Below are 19,616 nucleotides of genomic sequence, written 5' to 3'. Positions count from 1 at the left end.
AAGCCTCGCGTCAGGGTCTGAAACTCTCCTCGCAGCGCCGGATGTCATCGGCGGTGAGCGGAACGTCCCGTGGGAGAATGGTGACGTGACCGTTCCGAATCGCCACGTTCGGGCGGAAGCACTCCAGGTATCCGGGCGGCGGGCTGCGGAAGTGCGCCATGAGGTTCCCCGTCGCCTGCCGGTTGCGGGCGATGACGTAATCGTTCAGACCATGCTCGTCTATGACGTTGACATAGGGTAACACCCACGCCATGACACCGACGGAAGTCTGGGTCACAACCGGATAGGCATCGTCCCGTACCTTTTCCCCAACCGCGCGCGGCGGCAGCACCTGCATCAGAAACATGTGAAAGCCCTTGTGTTCCTGGTGGCGCATACATGCGGCATGGTCAATGAGCCAGAACTGCAAGCGGTCATACAGGCGGACATAAGCCAGAACGATGTCCGGCAGGGCTGGAACACGCTGCGCCAGGGCGTCGGCGACGGAAACCTTCATGTAACTGGTGGCTTCGCGCGTCATGCGGTCCTTCGTTGCCAGCCAGTGCGTCCACGGAATGACGAGGGAAGCGGCCAGAAAGAGCGCCAGAAAGATGACGGCCGAGCCAAACCGGAACTGAAGCGCATTCAGCATCCAGAGGGCGCTCAGAAAGATGAGCGGCAGCAGGTGGCTGTACACGCGAAACTCGAAGTGGTCACCGCCGATGACCAGCGTGTAGTAAGCCACCTGCGCCCCGATGCTGAGTCCGATGATGCTCCAGCCCATGGCGCTTTCCAGATGCGCCGGATGCTCCCGCAGCCAGCCCATGACGAACATGCGACGGCGTATCCCCACCCAGACCGTCGCCAGCGCCAGCGCGATCCAGAACCAGAGGGCGTACTCGATGATGAAGGAAAGCGCATACCGCAGACCGCTCATCACCCAGAGCCAGCGCGGGTCCGATTTGGCATAGTGGGTATTTGGCAGCCACTCACCGTAAAAGGACTTCCGCCAGAGCAGATGCGCCGGGATGAGCAGCAGGGGCATGACAGCGAGCCAGTCCGCAGCACGCCACCGGCCCTCCCGACACCAGGCATCGGCGGCAAACAGCGCCACTGAAGCCAGGACGAAAAGCAGCCCATCGGGGCGGGTCAGATAGACCAAAGATGCCAGGGTGGCCACCACGGCCAGACGTGCGGGTGTTCCACGCGGCAGCCACCACCAGGCCAGCATCCAGGCCAGCAAAAGCGCGTTGAACAGGGCCGTTTCGAGGCCCGAACTCGTCCAGGCGAGAAACGTCCGGTTGCTCAACAGGCCGATGAACACCGCTGCCAGCAAAGCGTGGCGTCCGGCAGCCAGGGAAGGCCGCAGTGGAAGCTGCAGCACGGCCACGCCGGTCAACACCAGCGTCAGCACGCCACAGGCCAGCGCAAGGTAGTTGGCGGCTGTCGGCGGATCGAAGCCTGTGACCTTCCAGACCCACGCGAGCAACATCACCCACAGAAAGCTCGTGTAGCCCTCGACCGGCCGAAAGGGCGGCGGATTCCACACCAGCCCGTAACCGAGCCGGTAGTTGCTGACGTAGCGAAAGGCAATGTAGGCGTCGTCCGTCAGAAACCAGAAGGTTTTCCAACCAATCACCAATGCCACCAGTGCCGCCAGAAAGATCAAAACGGTCAGCATTGGCGACCCGGCGACGAGCCGATAGGACATAGGGCGAATTGTGGTTGGCGTCATGCAGGGCCGGTCATACCAGAGGAATGCAACCTGTCAAGCCACCACCGAAAAAAAGACCCCGTGCAGCAGGCGGCTGCACGGGGGTGTCGTCACCAACCAAAGAAAGGACGACTCAGAAGGAATAACGCAAAGCAAACACGATGCGCCGGTTGCCGCCGTCGGTGCCCCACTGGTTGAGGAAGGCTGCCGACGTGCGGATGGCGTTCGGAATCCCAAAGTTGCGCGTGTTCGTCATGTTGAAGAAGTCCACCCGCAACTGGATGTTATGCCCTTCCACGATGCGCGTATTCTTGGCAATGCTCAGGTCAACGTTGCCAATCCCGTCGGCGCGCAGAATGTTGCGCCCGGCGTCACCAACGCGCTGCCCCGGACGCAGGGGTGCAAACAGGCTCGCGCCCCCGGCCCGCAGGATTTCAGCCACCGTCATGCGGCTGAGATTGCGGGTTGTGTTGAGGTTCGGACGGATCGGATCGCCTACCAGCGCATTGATGCCAGCCAGCGACTGAAGTGGGTCTGAACCGTTGAGCACCGTAAACGGCGCGCCGCTCTGGAAGGTGATAAACCCGGAGGTCTGCCACCCACCAAGCAACCGCCCAACGACACCCTGCTGAGTTTTGAAGAAAGGAAATTCGTAAACAAAGTTACCCGTCAGACGGTGCGTCCGGTCATAGCTTGACACGGCACGGTCAGCCCGGCGGTTGAACGAATCCTGTGGGAGCGCAATTTCACCCGTCGAGGGGTTGAATATCTCCGAAGCCTCGTCAATGAACTTGCTCCAGGTGTAGTGCACGCCGGCGCTGAAATCACGGCTCAGTCGCTTGTCCACACTGATCTGGAGCGAGTGGTAAATCGAAGAGGCCGCATTGGCCCGCAGGCGCACCGGGCCACGAGTCGGGTCAAGGCGGACATTCGGGTCGGTTGATGTCGGTGGAGTCGTCCGGGGACGATTCGGGTTGCCGTCAACCGTCTGGAAGAGCGCCGTGCCTTTCGTCCCAACGTACGCGACACGCATCACAACGTCGCGCGTCAACTCACGCTGCACTTCAAGGCTGAACTGCTCAGAGAAAGGCGAGCGAAAATCCGGCGCAACAATCGTCGCCGCCAGCAGGCGGGGATTGCCGCTAAAAGGCTGTACGGCGCGCAGCGCGGCAAAAGCCCCATTGGAAGGCAACGTTACCGTTGCGGCAAACGGTGACGCCGTGCCGACGTTGAGCGCAATGTTGAGGAAGGAAGCATCGAATGTCCGGGCATAACCGCCCCGCACCACCAGCTTGTCGCCGCCGGTGATCGCACCCCAGATGCCGTCCGCCTGTGTCCGTGGATTCCAGTTGAAACCGAAACGCGGCTGGAAGTTGTTGGTGTCGCGTCCGGGACGCTCCTGGAGACGGAAGTTCGGATCGTTGCCGTTGGCCGCCACAATGCGATCATTGAGGCGGTAGAGGTTTTCCATAGGATTGCCCGGCGTCTCGTAGCGCAACCCGTAAGTGATGGTGAAGTTGGGCCGGATGCGCCACTCGTCCTGCCAGAAGGCGAAAACATCCGTGAAGTCATAGTACTGAATGGCCTGTCCGCCGCGCAGCGGCAGGTTGATCTGGGCAATCTGGGCCACGTCGTTGACGAAGTTCTGGAGCGTTGTGTACTGCAACCGCCCGCGAATCGTCGGGAAGAAGAAGCTCCGCACATCCCGGTTGGTCACTTCCACACCGAACTTCATGGTGTGATTGCCCACCGTGTAGGTCATTACATCCTGAAACTGGTAGGTGTTGTTCGTACGCGCCTGCGGCAGGTTGACGGCCAAGCCGATAGCCGTCCGGCTGGGCGCGGCATTGAAGCCAAGCATCCCCAGCGAGTTGATCTCAATGGAGGGAATTTCCTGGGAAGATGGGTCGCTGGCATTGGTGACAGAGTTGAAGCGGTTGTATGCCGCGCGGAACTCATTGATCCAACGCGGCGAAAAAATGTGCGTCCAGGTGAGATTGAGCGCCTGCTGACGGGATTTCACGCGGGTTGTCAGCCCCGGCGGCGTCACCTGTCCAAAACCCGACGAAAGCTGGTCGTTGAACAGAAAACTGCCCGAAATCCGGTTGCGCTCATCAAACTGGTGGTCAACCCGGGTGGACCACTGCCAGTTGTCAAACTTCTGCGACGCCGAACCGGTCAGCGACCCCAGCGGCACGGTAAAGGTCTGGTTGCCAATGGTAAAACTCTCGCTGCGGCCAATCGGCGCCTGCGCCGGAGGGAGGAAGCGCAGCAGGGCCGCAACCTGCGGACGGTCTCCGGCTGCGGACTGCAACACCTGCCGGCCGGCTTCCGTCGGCGCGCCGTTCAGCGTGAAGCCCGCACCCAGCGCCCGGTCGGTCCACCGCTGAAGCGTCCCGAAAAAGAAGGTTTTGTTGCGCCAGATCGGACCGCCCAGGGAGCCACCGATGCGGTTTTCGATGCGGAAGGGGGCTTCCGTCCGCCCGGCCCGCTTGTCGAGGTTGCTCCGTGCATTGAGCGCATTGTTGTTGTTGAACCAGAACAAAGAACCGTGAAACTCGTTCGAGCCGCTCTTGGTGATCATGTTGACCACCGAACCGCTGTTGCGTCCGAACTCCGGCGCAAACTGGCTCGTGATGATACGCACTTCCTGAATGAGATCAGGGTTGTTGAGCGGCTGCTGCACACCAGCCACGCTGGGGTCGTTGAGGTCCTGCCCGTCCACCATGAAGTTGTTGGAGCGGACGCGACCCCCGTTGGCCGAAAAGCTGATGCCGTTGGCAAACCCGGTCTGCCCGGAACCAAGCTGGCTGATGCCCGGAACAGACAGCAGGATGTTGTACACGTTGCCATTCGTCGCAAATGGCAGGTTCATCAGCCGCTTGGAGTCAAAACGGGTGCTGACTTCAGCGTTCGTGGTGTTCAGAATCGAGGCATCGCCCGTGACCGTGATAACTTCCTGGGTTGCCGCGACTCTCAACTCGATTTCCAACACTGCCACCTGGTTGACCAGCAGTTCGATGCCCTGCTGGACATACTTGGCCTGTCCGGCGGCTTCCACCGTCAACTCATAGCCCCCAACAGGCAGGCTGCTGAAACGGAAGCGACCTTCGCCATCCGTCTGGGTCGTGCGGGTCAGTCCTGTACGGACATTGCGCACGGTGACGGTGGCGTTGCCAACCACGGCCTTGGATTCATCGGCTACCGTCCCGGTGATCGTTCCGGTGTCGAGTTGGGCATAACCTGCCGTCACCAACCCGAACACCAGGACGACGGCGTACACCAGACGACTCATCCAGTTCGTCATACTGCTTTCTCCTCTCTGCTGCGCAGAAAACCACTCGGCTTGTTTTGGCTGCCGGTTTTGCCCGGACAGGTAGGGGCAACTTTGATGCCACACAGACGTTACCTTACCAAACCATCGCCAACCGGCACGGAAGAGGTCATCGCCGACGCTGGAGACACGGGGAGGTAACTCAGGTAAAAACGTAAAATGTTGTAGAGTCTGATTTTATAGCGCAACTTCGGTCGTGCGCCACCCGCTTGCAGGTATGGCCGGGGATGCAGCCCGGCACCGGGGATGTAGAATTTCGGAGCGACATCCAAAAACTTGAGTTGTCCTACGAAAATTTCATTACCGGCCAAGCCCCCGCTACTCGACCCAGAAGCAGAGACTTCCTGCCGGGAAGGGTTTGCCCTTGACGCCGCGCTGCACGAAGACGAGGGTCGTATAGACGCCCGGCTCGCGTTTGGGAAAAGACAACTCGAATTTGAAGCGCCCGCCAGCGCCGACTTCAACTTCCCCGGTCTTGCCATCGGTATATTGCGAACCGTCGGTGAGGCGGGGTTTGAGCATGCGGGAGGTTTCCGGCAGGGCATAGGGGCGCGGCTGGCGGAGACGTTCGAGCGTCAGCGGCTGGGGCAGCGGCTCGTGATATACCGCGGCAGCATAGAAGGCATACGCATCCGGGTTGAGCACCTGTCCGACGACATTCAACCGGTCGCCTGGCCGGGCCTTGGTGGGCAGCGGTTCAAAGCGGATGTAGCGGCTCAGAAACTCCTGTGCCAAGCGCAGCTCCTTCCCAACCACCGCCAGGCCCAGACCGACGTGGGTATGCTCCGGGTTAAGGATCGTACGGCGATGCCCGTCATTGGGTGGCGTTTCATCGTGCATGGACTGCTGAAGCTGGAGGATGGCTTCCCTGACTTCGGCCGTGCCGGCACGTGGTGACAACCCCGAAAGCATGGAGACATTTTCGGCGCAGTAGGCCGTCCCACCCCGCAGCCCGTAGCGCATGTAGGGCAGGAAGCCATCGCGGTTCCAGTGGCTCAGGTAGTTGTACTGTGCCATCTCCTGTGCATGGGCTTCGGCAACCTGACCGGCGAGGTCATCGAGCGCGACAGGCGGCGCACCGGCCCGCGCGCGCTGGGCGTTGATGACATCCAGCAGTTCGCGCTGGATACGGTCGAAGTCCACCTTCGTTTCATTTGTGGTTTGCGCCCCGGCGGCGTCCACTGCCGATTCAGGGTGCGCCCCAGGCAGCAGCACCAACACCAGAAACCACCAGCCGGCTAACCTGCACCGCATGCGTCTGCGACCTCCCCGCGCTGCGCGTCCAATCCAACCTGCACTGCACGCCCAGCCGCAGTGGACTGACCGTTTTTGCAAAGTATGATTTCCAGCGGGCGCAGGTAAGATTACCATTGGACTATTTCTCAATGGAACTTCTCCGAAATGCCGTTTGAAATCGTGAATCACCGTTTGCAAGACCATGCCCGATGACGCTGTCACCACTTCCACTCACCCGCGCTCGTTAGATTCGGTCAAACACCGTGACCGGTATGTGGCCGATCTGGTAGCCCACCTCGAACCCCGGCTCATTGCCACCCGGCGCGAACTGCACCAGCACCCGGAACTTTCCAACCGCGAAGTCCGCACCTCGCGCTTTCTGGTTCACCGGTTGCGTGAAATCGGCGGCTTTGAGCTGCGCACAAACGTTGCCCACCACGGCATCGTGGCCACGCTCCACGGCCGGCAGCCCGGCAAGGTCGTCGGCATCCGGGCCGATATGGACGCCCTGCCCATTGACGAACCACCGGGACTGCCCTTTGCCTCAACCGTGCCGGGCGTGATGCATGCCTGCGGCCACGACGTTCACATGACGGTGGCCTTGGGTACGGCAGAGGTGCTCGCACGGCTGCGCCAGCACTTCTGCGGTACCGTTCGCTTCTTCTTCCAGCCGGCCGAAGAAGGGCCGCCGCCGGGCGAGGCAGGTGGGGCCAAGCTGATGCTGGACGAAGGCGCGCTGGAACCCCAGCGCCCGGACGCCATGTTTGCCCTGCACTGCTACCCGCCGCTGGCCGCCGGACAGCTTGGTTACAACGAGGGCGTGATGATGTCGAGCTGTGACCGGTTTACCATCACCGTCCGAGGGCGCATGGCCCACGGGGCCTATCCGCACCGGGGCGTGGATGCCATCGTCGTGGCTTCGACCATCGTCATGATGCTTCAGACCATCCGCAGCCGGATGATTGACGCCCAGCAGCCGATGGTGTTGACGGTCGGACGGATGCAGGGCGGACGGCGCTACAACATTGTCGCTGATGAAGTTGTCATGGAAGGCACGGTACGGGCTTTTGACGAAACCGTGCGGACCGAGACTGAGCACCTGATTCACCAGATCGTCTCAAATGCGGCAGCCGGCAGCGGAGCCAGTTGCGACATTCGCTATGAACGGCTCGTTCCACCACTGGTCAATGACCAGTCGCTGGTCAGGCAGATGCTGCCGACACTCCAGCGGGTGATCGGCGCCGAGCGCGTGATTGAGCATGCCCCACGGATGGGTGCCGAAGACTTTGCCTACTTTGCCTGCGCCGTGCCAGCGATGTTTTATTCGCTGGGCGTTTCCAATCCTGCGGCCGGTATTGAGGGCGACATCCACACCCCCAGGTTTGCGGTGGATGAAGTCTGTATTGCCACCGGCGTGCGGGCAATGTCTGCGCTGGCACTGGATTTTCTGGCCGCTTAGTCAACAGCAGCTCTGACCTCTGAGAACGACATCTTTGACAACTGTCCCCAACCCGACAACGCACGCATGCCAATGACAGCACGACTTGCCGATAACCACTGACGAGCTTGTCCGTTCCGGGTGAGCGTACGAGGTGTGGCCATGAACATGCAATTCTGGGAGGCAACCTTTCCCAAGGCGGAAGCCCTTGCGGTGGGCGGACTTGAATCCTACGCCTTTGCCCTGCTGTCACGCTGGAAACAGGCCCTGCAGGAGGGTTTTGTTGTACCGTTCTGTGAGAAAAAAAATCGCTCGGCCCGGGAGGCGCTCGAAGAGCAGGGATTTCTCATTGTAGGGTCAGCCGGTACACTGGTCGTCGGCATGAATCACCTGATCATCCTGGCGGTGGGCAGCCTGGAGCGCTCTGACAGCTACTGGAGTGTCAACGTCACTCCGCTGTTCCCGGAGGAATTTCATCCGCCGGCTTATCCGTGCTGAGCCTTACGCCCACAAAGAACCGGTATGCTGTCCAGCCGCGGGTCTGGTACGGTTTGCCAGGGACCATACGATATGTACCCGCGCCGGGGCCTGACCTGCCGGGCCCGGCGCGCCATCCGTCAAGCGTCGTTTGGGAAACCAGGTTCAAGCGACACCGGGCACAGCCGTCTGTTCTTCACCTTGGAGGTCAGACCTGCGCCCTTTTGCCCCACGTCAGGCCCAGTATGTCAGGACGATCAGGCAAAACCGACTCCGAAGGTCCCATGCTCGCCTTCTACACGGGTTCTCCGAAGGGGCGGTCCAAAGCCGACGCCAAAACCACGGAAGAAAGCTTCACCCTGCCGCACGACCTGGACGCCGAGCGCAGCATTCTGGCTTCAATTCTGCTGGACAACGAGGTGTGCCACGAGGCGCTGGAACTGCTCCAGCCGGAAGACTTCTTCCGGCCCAGTCACCAGCAGATTTTTGCGGCCATGCGCGAGCTGTCGGAAACCGGACAGCCGATTGATCCGACCACTTTGGCCACACTCCTGCGCCAGCGGGGTCAGCTCGACAAAGTCGGCGGCATCCCTGCCCTTTCGGCGCTGCTGGATGCCTATGCCATCCCGGCCAACCTCGAGGCCTATGCCAAAACTGTCAAAGACAAGTCCATGCTCCGCCGGGCCATTGACATCTGTCAGGCCGGCATCCGGGCCTGCCGACTGGAAGAACAGGACGCGCACAGCATCATTGACGAGCTGGAGCGCAGTATTTTCGAGGTCGGGGAAGCCCGTATCCGCAGTGGCTTCGTACCGGTGGCCGAGGTGGCCCGCACACAGCTCCAACAGGTTGAAGCCGCCCAGAGCAACAGCGGCCGCCTGACGGGGCTGGCCACAGGATTTACCGACTTCGACCGCCTGACGAATGGCCTTCAGCCATCAGACCTTATTATCGTCGCGGCGCGGCCGTCGGCGGGCAAAACGGCCTTCTGTCTCAATATCGCACAGCATGCAGCCGTGGCGGACGGCAAGCGGGTGGGCATCTTTTCCCTGGAAATGTCCAAGGAATCGCTGGTGATGCGCCTGCTGTGCGCCCAGAGCCGCGTGGATTCACAGCGGTTGCGGAGCGGCTACCTGAGCCGTGAGGAATGGCGAAAACTCGCCGAAGCCCTCCAGGAACTCACGACCGCCCCCATCTTCATTGACGACACACCAGGCATTTCGGTCGCTGAGATGCGTGCCAAGGCGCGGCGGCTCAAGGCGCAGCACGGCCTTGATCTGCTCATTGTGGATTACCTGCAACTCGTGCGGGCCCGCGGACGGCACGAAAACCGCCAGACGGAAGTTTCCCAGATTTCCCGCGATCTGAAGGGGCTGGCCAAGGAACTCGACATTCCGTTGATTGCCCTGTCCCAGCTCAGCCGTGCGTCAGAAAATCGCTCCGACCACCGTCCGATCCTGTCGGATTTACGTGAAAGCGGCAGCATCGAGCAGGATGCGGATGTTGTGGCGTTTATTTTCCGCGAAGAGATGTATAACCCCACAGAAGACAATGCCGGGCGGGCGGAACTCATTGTCGCCAAACAGCGCAACGGCCCTACGGGCACGGTTGAACTGACCTTCATCAAAGCCTGCACCCGCTTTGACAACCTCTGGGAAGAAGACTTATGAAGTGGTGGCCAAAGTCCTGACGGTTTCCCCCCGTACCGTCACCCACCTCATGTCAAGACATCCTGCTGTCCACAGGTAAAAATTCTGTCCACTCAAGCTTGCGGAGTCCGCCCATGGATACCCTGCCACGCCCCATCTGCTGCCGCCCCGTTACAGATGATGAGCGCGCCGCCCAGCTCTCCACGGTTCGCCACTGGAAAGTTCAGGGCAGCCTTATCAAGTCACGTTTGCTGTACCTGCAAATGAAGCATGGCATTGCCACGCTCAAGCACATCCTGCAGAGCCTTGGCGAAGCGGATCGTGCCGTTCTCACCAAAACCGTCTTTGTGGGCGAGTGGTATGAGCTGGGGTTGCTCATCCGGCTCGACGCCGCAATTGTGGCGGAACTGGGTGCGACCACACCCGACCTGCTGGAGGCGCTGGGCGCATTTTCCGCTGAACTCAACATCGGCGGCACCTACGAAAGCCTGGTGCAGCGGGATGTGGAGGGCTTTCTCCAGCTTTCGGCTGTTGTCTCCCCCACGTTCCAGACCTTTGGCAGTGCGCGCTATGAGCCGGAAAACAAAACGGGGTTGGTTCGCGCCGGCACGGTCTGCCTGGCGTATGACACAGCACCGCCGTCACAGTACTGCCAGTCAGGTATTGGCTATTTCCGCCGCGCCGTCGAGTTGTGTGGCGGCATTCACCCTGAAGTCACCATCACGGGCTGTCGGCGCGAAGGGGCACCGGAGTGCCGGTTTCGGATTTGCTGGCAACCCAGTGGTGCGTCCACGATTCCGATGACCTGAATCCGCTGACCGGAAACTTCTTCACAAAACTGTCAGCCGGTGGCTCCCGGAAGTGTGGCCCTGCTTGCTGCGACCGGGAGCCGGACTCTAGCTTGCCGTATAGTACGCGATAGTGTATAATAATGCCCATGGAAAGCACTATAAGCACAGGCAAGGCGGCAAAACTCCTTGGTGTCCCGGTCAAGACGTTGCAGCGTTGGGAACGCGAAGGAAGGCTGATTCCGGTGGCCCGAACGGACAGCAACCGCCGCCTCTACACTGAGACGCAGGTCCGTGAGTTCATCGGTTTGCGGCAGGCCAACCATGCGCCAACAAAGCTTGTCGCCTACTGTCGGGTATCGAGTGCGGCGCAGAAGCCGGACCTGGCGAATCAGCGCAAAGTGCTGGAAGAGTTCGTGGTGGCGAAGGGATTGGCGGGGGTCGGGTTTATCGGGGAAGTGGGCAGCGGGCTGGACTTCAGGCGCAAGCGGTTTCTGGCCCTTATGGACGAGATCGGGCGACGGGAAGTCAGGATGCTGATTCTCGCTCACCGGGACCGCCTCACCCGTTTCGGCTTTGAGTGGTTCGAACATTACGCCCAAACCCATGGCTGCGAAGTGCTGGTCCTCAACCAGGAACGGCTGTCTCCCGAACAGGAAATGGTGCAAGACTTAATGACCATCGTGCGCTGTTTTTCGTCCCGGCTGTACGGTTTGAGGAACTATCGAAAGAAGTTGGATGAAGCGCTGAAACAGGATGCGAATGACGTCAAAAAGGCCCAACAATGCAACCAACCCACAAGATCGCTCTTTGTCCGACTCCTGAGCAGGTGGACTGCTTCAAGCGCGCCTGCGGCACGGCGCGGCGTGTTTGGAACTGGGCGCTCAATGAGTGGAACAGGCAATACGCGGCAGGCGGCAGGCCAAACGCCATGGCGCTCAAAAAACAGTTCAACGCCATCAAGTACACCGACCCGCAGTGGCTCGATGAGAACGGTCGGCCTTGGTTGCAAGACATTCACCGGGATGCCCACGCCCAGCCGTTCAGGAATCTCGCCAAAGCCTGGGAACGGTTCTTCGCCAAGGGGGGCAAAGAAGCGCACGAGCCACGGCTCAAGAAAAAGGGTCGTTGCCGCGACAGCTTTTATGTTGCCAACGACAAGTTCACCCTGGAAGGCAAGACGATCCGTCTGCCCAGGATCGGTGAAGTCGCCATGACCAAGGAGCTGCGCTTCGCGGGCAGGATTTTGGGCGCAACGGTTTCTCGCACCGCGGATCGTTGGTTTGTGGCCATACAGGTCGAGGTGCCTGATGCGCAATTTTATCGGCGTCGCACGTCGCACGAGGTCAACGGCATTGACCTGGGCATCAAGGCTGCCGCAACGATCTCCAGCGGTGAAGTCATCGAGGCGCCAAAGCCGCTCAAAGCAGCGCTGCGCCGTCTGGAAATCCGTAGCCGACGTCTCAGCCGCAAGCTGGAAGCCGCCAGGAAGGCAGCCGGATTTGAACGCCATGCCCGCCTGCCTGAAAGAACGCGCCTGCCGGTATCGAACAAACCGGCAGAAGTCCGCTGCGATATTGGCACGGCTCTATGCCCGCATGGCCAATATCCGAGCGGATTTCACCCACAAGCTCACGACTCGACTCTGCCGCGAAAACCAAGCGTTGGTGATCGAGGATTTAAACGTCAAAGGGATGCTGCAGAACGAGAAAGTCGCCCGCGCCATCTCTGACGTGGGTTTTGGGATGTTGCGCTCGCAGTTGGAATACAAGGCCCGGCGCTACGGTACTCAGCTTACCATCGCTGATCGCTGGTATCCAGGTAGCCGACTGTGCTCCATCTGTGGCTGGAAGAACGAGGCGCTGACATTGAGAGATCGAACATGGGTGTGTGCTCAATGTGGTGCGCACCATGACCGTGACCTCAATGCGGCGCTGAACCTGAAACGGCTGGCAACCGAAACTGCCCTACCCGTGGCGAGTCCGTCCAGCAATGGCGGCGCTGCGGCGGGGACCGTCCCCGCCGTAGTCGGGAAAGTCACGCCTGTCAGATACGACGGTGGTCAACAGGACACGTCGGGGCAGGAAGAGAACCGTGCGCACTTTTGCGCACATTCTTGATAGCAGTATCCCTGCTTCTCCCTGTTGCCAGAGGCGCTATGCAACGCCATCACCTTTGCGAGTTACGTCGTTCATCCATTCATGGCTGGGGCGTCTTTGCCACAACGTTCATCAAAGCCCGCACCCGCATCATTGAATACCGTGGCGAACGCATCAGCCGGGAAGAAGCCGACCGGCGCTATGCGCGCAAACTGGAGCGGACGACCCATACGTTTCTCTTTATCCTGGACGAACACACGGTCCTGGATGGCGGTCGCTTCGGCAACCTGGCGCGCTACATCAACCACTCCTGCGAACCCAACTGTGAAAGCCTCCAGGAAGCCAGTGGCCGCGTTTTTATCGAGGCGATTACGGACATCCCGCCAGGCGTCGAACTGACCATGGACTATCACCTGCAAGTTGCCGATGGAGACCCTGAAACCTGGCGGCGGGACTACCCCTGCTTTTGTGGCGCGCCGCGCTGTCGGGGAACACTGGTGGGGCGGTCCCTCTCACATTCAACCTTCAGCCCCACCTGCAAACCTCCCTTTGTCTGACAACCTGGAGGGCTGCCTATGAGCGATCCCCTGGCGGAACGCGCCCGCCATATCGGTCTGCTGCTGATGGATTGCGACGGCGTGCTGACCGAAGGTTTCATCCATCTTCTCCCGGATGGAACGGAACTCAAAAGCTTCAACTCACAGGATGGTCACGGACTCAAACTGGCCAGGCGGGCCGGCATTCGGACCGGCGTCATCACCGGGCGGCACTCACCGGCGCTCGAACAGCGGGCGCGCGAAACCGGCATCGAATTCCTCTGCCAGGCCACCAGCGACAAGGCCCAGGCGCTGACCGAACTGCTGACGGCCCACGCAATCCCCCGGCAGGCGGTAGCCTTCATCGGCGATGACCTGCCGGATGTCCCGGTGATGCAGCAGGTCGGGTTGGCGATTGCTGTAGCCAACGCCGTCTTGGAAGTCAAACAGGCGGCCCACTACGTCACCACCCGGACAGGCGGGCGCGGGGCCGTCCGGGAAGCCATTGAGCTGATTCTCAAAGCACAGGGCAAGTGGAACGCCGAGTTTCTTTTTCTTGCCTGAACCTCACCTGGGGCGTCTCCGCGACACTTCAGCCGGCACCGGCTACACCGCACAACCAAAAAAGCCCGTCCATATCCTGGAACACAGACGGGCGGCTGCGGCTGGTGGCACCGGACAGCGGCCAGCCACATCAGGCATAAGCCAGACGGGCCTGGCGGGCGCTGCGCAGGAAATCCGGCGGGAGCGGCTCTGGGAACCGATGCTTGATGATGCTGCGGAAACGGAGATTGGAAATGGTCGCCAGCAGCTTGCGCTGGGCATGGGAGCGTGGCGACAGCACCCGTTTGTAAATGGAAGGCACGGAATAGAACTGCTCGAAGGCAAGCTGCAACAACCGGCGGGTCTGCTCGGCATCTGTCCCTTCGCGCACCCAGACGACTTCCTCACCCGTGTAACGGTCCCAGTCGGTGTGCAGCAGCTTATCCTTCGTGCGCTGGTAGAGCGCCGTTCCCGGAAAGGGCGTCATCACGGAGAAGATGGCCGTCTCCACGTTGCACCGTTTGAGTTCTTCGATGGTCTCCAGTGTGCTCTCGACGGTCTCATCCTCAAATCCGAAAAGAATGCCGACATCCACGGCAATGCCGTTCCGGTGAAAGAGGCGGATGAGTTCTTCGTACTTCTCCGGCCGGTTGAACTTTTTGTTCACCGAGGCCAGTTCGTTCGGGTGGATACTTTCAATGCCCAGAAAGGCCCGGCGGCAACCGGACTTGGCGGCCAACTCCACCAACTCCGGCCGCTTGATGGATTGGGTGTCAAAAAATCCAAACCAGCTCAGCTTACGCTTGGCCAGGGTCTTGAACAGTTGTGCCGCCGCATCGGGATTGACGATGAGGTTGTCATCGGCAATCGAGAAAAATTCTGCCCCGTAGGCATCAATTTCGCGCAGCAGATGCGCCGGGTCACGGTAGCGCATCTTACCGCCGGCAAAGACCGGCACCGTACAGAAGTCACACTTGTGCGGACACCCACGGGAGGTCTGAATGCTCATGATGGGCATCTTCAGCGTGGGAATGGGCTTGAAGTAACGTTCGAGTTTGAGCAGGTCCCAGCGTGGCACCGGCAACTCATTCAAATCCTGCGAATGCCCCCCCTGATACACCGGCTTGAGGTCGTCATTCTGCACATCTTCGAGAATTTGCGGCCAGAGGGCTTCCCCTTCGCCGGACACCACGGCATCGCAGTGCTGAAGCGCCTCTTCAATCATGAAGCTGACGTGAATGCCCCCCATGACGACCGGAATGCCCCGTGCCCGGCACTCATCCGCAATCTGGTAGCCACGCTGGACGTTGCGGGTGTAGGTCGTGATCGCCACCAGGTCGGTGTCGTCAGGGATATGCAATTCCTCAACATTCTCATCCACAATCGTCACCTTGTGCGGTGCCGGCGTAATCGCCGCCAGCGTCGGCAGGACGATGTTTGGAAAAATCATGAACGGCTTGTGCTGCTGTCCTTTTTCCGGGTTGTAGTACCGGGGCAAAACCAACCGGATGTTGAGCGGACGATGCTGGCCGAGTTTCTTGCGACGCTTGATTTGAACGACGACAGGCATGGCAACGAGGGGTCTCCTTGGAGGGATGCAAAAAGTTGAGCCACAGGCCCGGATGACGCGCTCCCACAGGTCATCAGCAGGCAGCCTGTTTCACCACGGGCGTAGGCACTTTTCCAAAAAACAGACGTGGAAGATTCTCCAGAATGTATCTCGGACGGGTGTAATACATCGCCGTCATGGCCTTGCGCGTGACTTCAATTTCCCAGGCTTCGAGATGGTCCAGTTTGAAGGTCACATGTGAGATGTCATAGTCTTCCCAGGACAGATTCGGCAGCAGCCTTCCCGACTGAATGAATTCACGCCGCATGGTCGTGCCGACGTAAGGCGTCAGGATGTTAATCCAAAGCATTTCGGGGTTGAGGTCGCACATGTACTTCATCGTCGCCTGGAGTGACTCACGGGTTTCTTTTGGATGCCCGATGATGATCGAAGCCATCGAAGCAATCCCGTGCTTTTTCAACAGGCGGATGCACTCGGCATTGTCGTCGCTGGTTGCCGTCTTGTTGTAGTCCTTGAGGGTTTCCGGGTCCATGGACTCAATCCCCATGATGACGCCCATGCAGCCGGCCGCAGCCATGATTTCGACGACTTCCGGGAACTTCACAAAAATGTTGGTGACGCACTGCGCTGTCCATTTGATTTTGTCTGCCAGACCGGCATCAATGATGGCCTGTGAAATCGCCATGGCACGCTTTGGACTGGCATTGAAAATGTCATCCGTAAAGAAAAATGTCCGGTACTTGTACTTGTAAAAACCTTCCTCGATTTCCTGCATAATCGAGTCAACCGAACGATACCGCCACTTGGCCCCGTAGTTGGCCGTCACAATGCAGAACGAGCAGTCATAGGGGCAGCCCCGTGAGCCTGAAATGTTGTAAACCGGATCAGCGAATCTCCCCAACCAGGAGCGGGTCTGTTTCCAGTAGCGCGGCACATCCAGCAGTTCCCGGTTGGGAATCGGCAGGCTGTCAAGGTCTTTGATGAACGGCATCGGCGGATTGCGCACAAATTGGTCGCCATCGAGCCAGGAAACACCCTTGATGGTCGAAGGATCAACCTTGCCGTTGGCCTCAAACTGCTGGACGATTTCCAGCATTTGATACTCCCCTTCACTCCGCACGACGACATCCACGTAGCCGGAGCGCAAGGTGGCTTCATCGTCAAAAGTGGGATGCGTTCCCCCCATCACCACATACTTTCCGGCCGCCTTGGCCGCCTTGGCCACCCGCATCCCAACCGTATATTTCACTGTGTCACAGGAGATGCCAACGATATCAATGTCATCCCCGAAGACAGGCTCCTGGCCAGCGTTCATATCACAGAGTTCAACTTCGTAGCCGTGCGACTGGATGAACGTGCCAATGTAGAGAATAGCCAACGGCATGCTGATGAAGCTGAAGCGTTCGGCTACCTTCTCGATGACCGGGGGGTTGACAAACAAGCACTTGGGCTTTTTCCTCATGGCGATGTTTTCTCCCTATGACAGTAATCCCTGATTGATTCAAACAACTGATGCCATACAGGTTCAATGAACAAACCTGTTTGGCGGAAACTGCACGCTACCTGGTTTCACCCAAGCTCATCTCATACCAGCTTCAACGGACCGGAGCTGACACCTTGGGAAGCAAAACGGAAAATCCGGGGACGTACCCTCAGCATCAGCACTGTGTCCACGATGGCGTGAAAGAAAACGACACTCCAGAAATCCTCAAAAACATAAAACGTCAAACACCAGGAAAAAGAAAGCGCGCTTTCTGACCAGAGCCGAAACTTCCGAATCCTTCGCGCCCACTCGTCTTCCCGAAAGTGAGGAGGGAAAATGCGCATCCAGAAAAGACCGTGGATGGCGCCCCCGTAAATGAGAAAGGTGAAAAAGCCGCTGCCGAAAACGAGCAGGTGAAAGGGTATCCCGGTCAGTCCCACGAGGTTCACCAACCAGGTTCCTATTGCTGCCCCGCATTTGAAGACCAGCAGAAACGCCAGTGTCTCTCCAAGACTGTTGCCGATGATGAAGATGGGCGTGCCAACAAGATTGAATGGACGTTCTTCGTGAATGGCTACCTGGGCATAAAGCCACTGGGAAAAGCCAAGGGTCGCAATCAGCAGAGCAATGCCCCAGACCGAGGCAATGGTCTGGTTGACATTGAAAACAAAAGGCTCCGGGATACGGAACAGCCAGGTGAGCGCAAAAGCCCCCAACCAGTAGAGCACGATGGCACCTTCGCGCCCCCAACTCGGCGTGTCCGTATCTACTCCGCCCGGCGCATAACGCTCCAATTTTTCAACAGCCTGCAATACCGGCATAAGAACTCTGCTTTCGTGGTGTTTAAGGAACCAGAAGCCCAAGGCATGTCCCCGGCAATCGTATAACCGTGGCTTTTCAGTTTCTGCCGGTTGATGACGTACTTACGCACAAACTGGTATGCATTGATGCAGTATGTCAGATAGGCCACAAGGGCCACATAGGCCAGCGTCATTTCCTCCCACTTGAGGAAAAAGCCGATAACGTAGAGCGTGTGTGAGATCAGGACGAAGGTCGAGAAGAAATCTTCCCACCAGAACTCTTTGGCAAAGGCATAGTGGCCGAAAACATCTTTTTCCCAAAACGCCCCTGTAATGGCCATAACCCACAATACGAAGACTTTGACCATCACGCTTATGTTGGCCAGCCAGAATCCGCGGCCAGTGGAGAGGAAATAGATGATGAGCGCCAAACTGATAAAGAAAATGACGAACTGCACCGGGGCCAGAAATGCCTGCACTGGCATCCATTTGCTTTTCTGACGGCGGAGCATCTGCTCCGGGGTGTAGGTCGACACGGGTGTAACCTCCCAGATGAACCTGTGTGATGTGTCTGTGATCCATCAGCCAACGCCAACCGGATCACTGCTTTCCAGAATCCTGTCCTTCACGGGCTTACCCAACGTCGCTAACCGACGCGGGCGCTTCACGCCGACAGGCGGACGCGGCGGCTGGGTCTCGCCCGGCAGGACGTACTTTTCAAGCGGGACATAGGCGTAGCGCGGAACGAGCAGTGCCTCCCGGTGTCCGGCCTTGCGGCGTACCGTAAACAGCCCTTCCGCCAGCTTCATCTCGACGCGGGTCCGGGCAAACTCCAGCCCCCGCGGCCCGAACCGGCGCTGGAGAAAAGCGATGAGTTTTTTGACCGGACGGGGCGCGCCTTTGGTGTAGGGCTTCCCAAGCTGGGACAAAAAGCCCTTCATCGCCAGCGCGCGGCTGCCACTCTCGGTCGGCTCGGACAACTCCACGTCATCGCGGATGAGGTCAAGCAAACGCCAGCCCTTGGCATTCCGAATGAGCAACCACTGGTTGTCCGGCATGCCGCCGCCCATGTAGCCCACCGACAAATCGGCCAGCGAGTTCGTGTAGTTGAAACACACCCGGCAGGAAGGCGCGATGAGGTCGGGGCCAATCTCGTGCATCGGGATTTCGACGAAGTTCAGCTTTTCGACTTCCCCGTTGGTATGCCGCATCCACAGGCGGAAATCCGGCATGAACTCCATGTGCACGACCGTGTCCGGCGAACGGCTGACGGACTTCAGAAACGTCATGTAGTTTTCGTGCGTCGTGTTGTCGCTGCACAGAATGCCCAGGCACCACAACTCGTCAAAGGGCAGGGTTGACTCGATGACGCGCAGGGCGTGGAACTGACACGGCGTGCCGACTACCATGACGCGCTTCAGGCCGGCAGCGATGGCGTCATCTATCTTTTCCAGGGTCGGTGAAAGGCCGAACTTGTTGCCGCGACAGGCGAGCACTTCTTCCGGTGTGCGCGCCAGAACGGGCTGGGGTTTGTTGAGCGTACCGGGTTCCGTGCCGGTCAGGATGACGCCTTCCACCAGCCCCTGTTCCAGGGCGCGCATGGCAATGGTCGTCACCACCCCCGTCCACTGCGCCCCGGCGATGGGGCGTTGCCGCCGGACGCGCAGGATTTTTTTGTACGGCCCAAAATACACCTCATCCGTTCCGGCCCGCCGGGCGTGTCCCTGCACGGTCAGCTCCAGTTCATCGTATTTTTGCACCAGGAAGGCGCAGGCCTCCTTGACGTGCGGGCGCAAACTGGACGTGCAGATGCCACAGTCGCTGCAAATGCGCGAAAACCGCTCCGCGGCATCCGGTTTCACAATGGGCAGTGGGGTTGCCATAGATTGCCTTTCTGGAACATGTCCGTCCAAAATGCGCGCTACCGGCGCTCACGGCTCATCTTTTCCCAGCCCACGGCTTCCACTGTG

15 protein-coding genes and 2 pseudogenes are annotated in these 19,616 nt (G+C 59.5%); 9 read left to right on the top strand and 8 right to left on the bottom strand.

Annotated elements, in window-relative coordinates:
- Window positions 1-10: 10 nt before the first annotated feature.
- From CABTHER_RS11595 to CABTHER_RS11585, 3 genes are all read right to left on the bottom strand, one after another.
- A complete protein-coding gene (locus CABTHER_RS11595; RefSeq protein ID WP_148264082.1) occupies window positions 11-1,714 on the bottom strand; it encodes a hypothetical protein in 1,704 nt (567 codons plus the stop codon).
- A 112-nt stretch (window positions 1,715-1,826) separates the two neighbouring features.
- Window positions 1,827-5,000 (bottom strand): TonB-dependent receptor, encoded by a 3,174-nt coding sequence (locus tag CABTHER_RS11590; protein WP_014100838.1) that lies wholly within the window; start codon window positions 4,998-5,000, stop codon window positions 1,827-1,829.
- Between the two features lie 345 nt (window positions 5,001-5,345).
- Window positions 5,346-6,281 (bottom strand): CAP domain-containing protein, encoded by a 936-nt coding sequence (locus tag CABTHER_RS11585; RefSeq protein ID WP_014100837.1) that lies wholly within the window; start codon window positions 6,279-6,281, stop codon window positions 5,346-5,348.
- 184 nt (window positions 6,282-6,465) lie between these two features.
- On the opposite strand from CABTHER_RS11585, the gene CABTHER_RS11580 reads away from it, so the two are divergent.
- The 9 genes and pseudogenes from CABTHER_RS11580 (at window position 6,466) to CABTHER_RS11545 (ending at window position 13,814) form a co-directional block, all read left to right on the top strand.
- Entirely contained in the window at window positions 6,466-7,722 is a 1,257-nt protein-coding gene (locus CABTHER_RS11580; RefSeq protein ID WP_014100836.1) for a M20 metallopeptidase family protein, read from the top strand.
- A 141-nt stretch (window positions 7,723-7,863) separates the two neighbouring features.
- Complete coding sequence (locus CABTHER_RS11575) at window positions 7,864-8,199, top strand: hypothetical protein (RefSeq protein ID WP_014100835.1); 336 nt, start codon at window positions 7,864-7,866, stop codon at window positions 8,197-8,199.
- A gap of 224 nt (window positions 8,200-8,423) precedes the next feature.
- Window positions 8,424-9,848 (top strand): replicative DNA helicase, encoded by a 1,425-nt coding sequence (gene dnaB, locus CABTHER_RS11570; protein WP_228374102.1) that lies wholly within the window; start codon window positions 8,424-8,426, stop codon window positions 9,846-9,848.
- A gap of 113 nt (window positions 9,849-9,961) precedes the next feature.
- Window positions 9,962-10,636, top strand: a complete 675-nt coding sequence (locus tag CABTHER_RS16100; protein ID WP_014100833.1) for a hypothetical protein — start codon at window positions 9,962-9,964, stop codon at window positions 10,634-10,636.
- A gap of 122 nt (window positions 10,637-10,758) precedes the next feature.
- Window positions 10,759-11,406 (top strand): annotated as a pseudogene (locus CABTHER_RS16720) (IS607 family transposase); the annotation flags it as partial.
- A pseudogene (locus tag CABTHER_RS17585) lies at window positions 11,400-12,056 on the top strand (RNA-guided endonuclease InsQ/TnpB family protein); the annotation flags it as partial. The pseudogenes CABTHER_RS16720 and CABTHER_RS17585, both read left to right, overlap by 7 nt.
- Window positions 12,057-12,126: 70 nt before the next feature.
- A complete protein-coding gene (locus CABTHER_RS17580) occupies window positions 12,127-12,735 on the top strand; it encodes an RNA-guided endonuclease InsQ/TnpB family protein (RefSeq protein ID WP_014100830.1) in 609 nt (202 codons plus the stop codon).
- A gap of 38 nt (window positions 12,736-12,773) precedes the next feature.
- Window positions 12,774-13,271 (top strand): SET domain-containing protein, encoded by a 498-nt coding sequence (locus tag CABTHER_RS11550; protein WP_014100829.1) that lies wholly within the window; start codon window positions 12,774-12,776, stop codon window positions 13,269-13,271.
- Window positions 13,272-13,289: 18 nt separating this feature from the next.
- Window positions 13,290-13,814, top strand: a complete 525-nt coding sequence (locus CABTHER_RS11545; RefSeq protein ID WP_014100828.1) for a KdsC family phosphatase — start codon at window positions 13,290-13,292, stop codon at window positions 13,812-13,814.
- 130 nt (window positions 13,815-13,944) lie between these two features.
- Here the strand turns inward: CABTHER_RS11545 and CABTHER_RS16095 are convergent, their stop codons facing one another.
- The 5 genes from CABTHER_RS16095 to CABTHER_RS11520 form a co-directional block, all read right to left on the bottom strand.
- A complete protein-coding gene (locus CABTHER_RS16095; RefSeq protein WP_014100827.1) occupies window positions 13,945-15,363 on the bottom strand; it encodes a B12-binding domain-containing radical SAM protein in 1,419 nt (472 codons plus the stop codon).
- Between the two features lie 73 nt (window positions 15,364-15,436).
- A complete protein-coding gene (locus CABTHER_RS11535) occupies window positions 15,437-16,825 on the bottom strand; it encodes a B12-binding domain-containing radical SAM protein (protein ID WP_014100826.1) in 1,389 nt (462 codons plus the stop codon).
- A gap of 122 nt (window positions 16,826-16,947) precedes the next feature.
- Window positions 16,948-17,667, bottom strand: coding sequence for a hypothetical protein (locus tag CABTHER_RS11530; RefSeq protein ID WP_148264081.1), 720 nt, complete (start codon window positions 17,665-17,667; stop codon window positions 16,948-16,950).
- Window positions 17,613-18,182, bottom strand: coding sequence for a 2-vinyl bacteriochlorophyllide hydratase (gene bchF / locus CABTHER_RS11525; protein ID WP_228374101.1), 570 nt, complete (start codon window positions 18,180-18,182; stop codon window positions 17,613-17,615). The genes CABTHER_RS11530 and bchF overlap by 55 nt, the downstream gene beginning before the upstream one ends.
- A 45-nt stretch (window positions 18,183-18,227) precedes the next feature.
- Complete coding sequence (locus CABTHER_RS11520; protein ID WP_014100823.1) at window positions 18,228-19,529, bottom strand: Coenzyme F420 hydrogenase/dehydrogenase, beta subunit C-terminal domain; 1,302 nt, start codon at window positions 19,527-19,529, stop codon at window positions 18,228-18,230.
- Window positions 19,530-19,616 lie beyond the last annotated feature (87 nt).

Source organism: Chloracidobacterium thermophilum B (genome assembly GCF_000226295.1).
Taxonomy (GTDB): Bacteria; Acidobacteriota; Blastocatellia; order Chloracidobacteriales; family Chloracidobacteriaceae; genus Chloracidobacterium; species Chloracidobacterium thermophilum.
The sequence above is the reverse complement of the archived record's forward strand: the minus strand, read 5'-3'. Positions and strand labels throughout refer to the sequence as shown.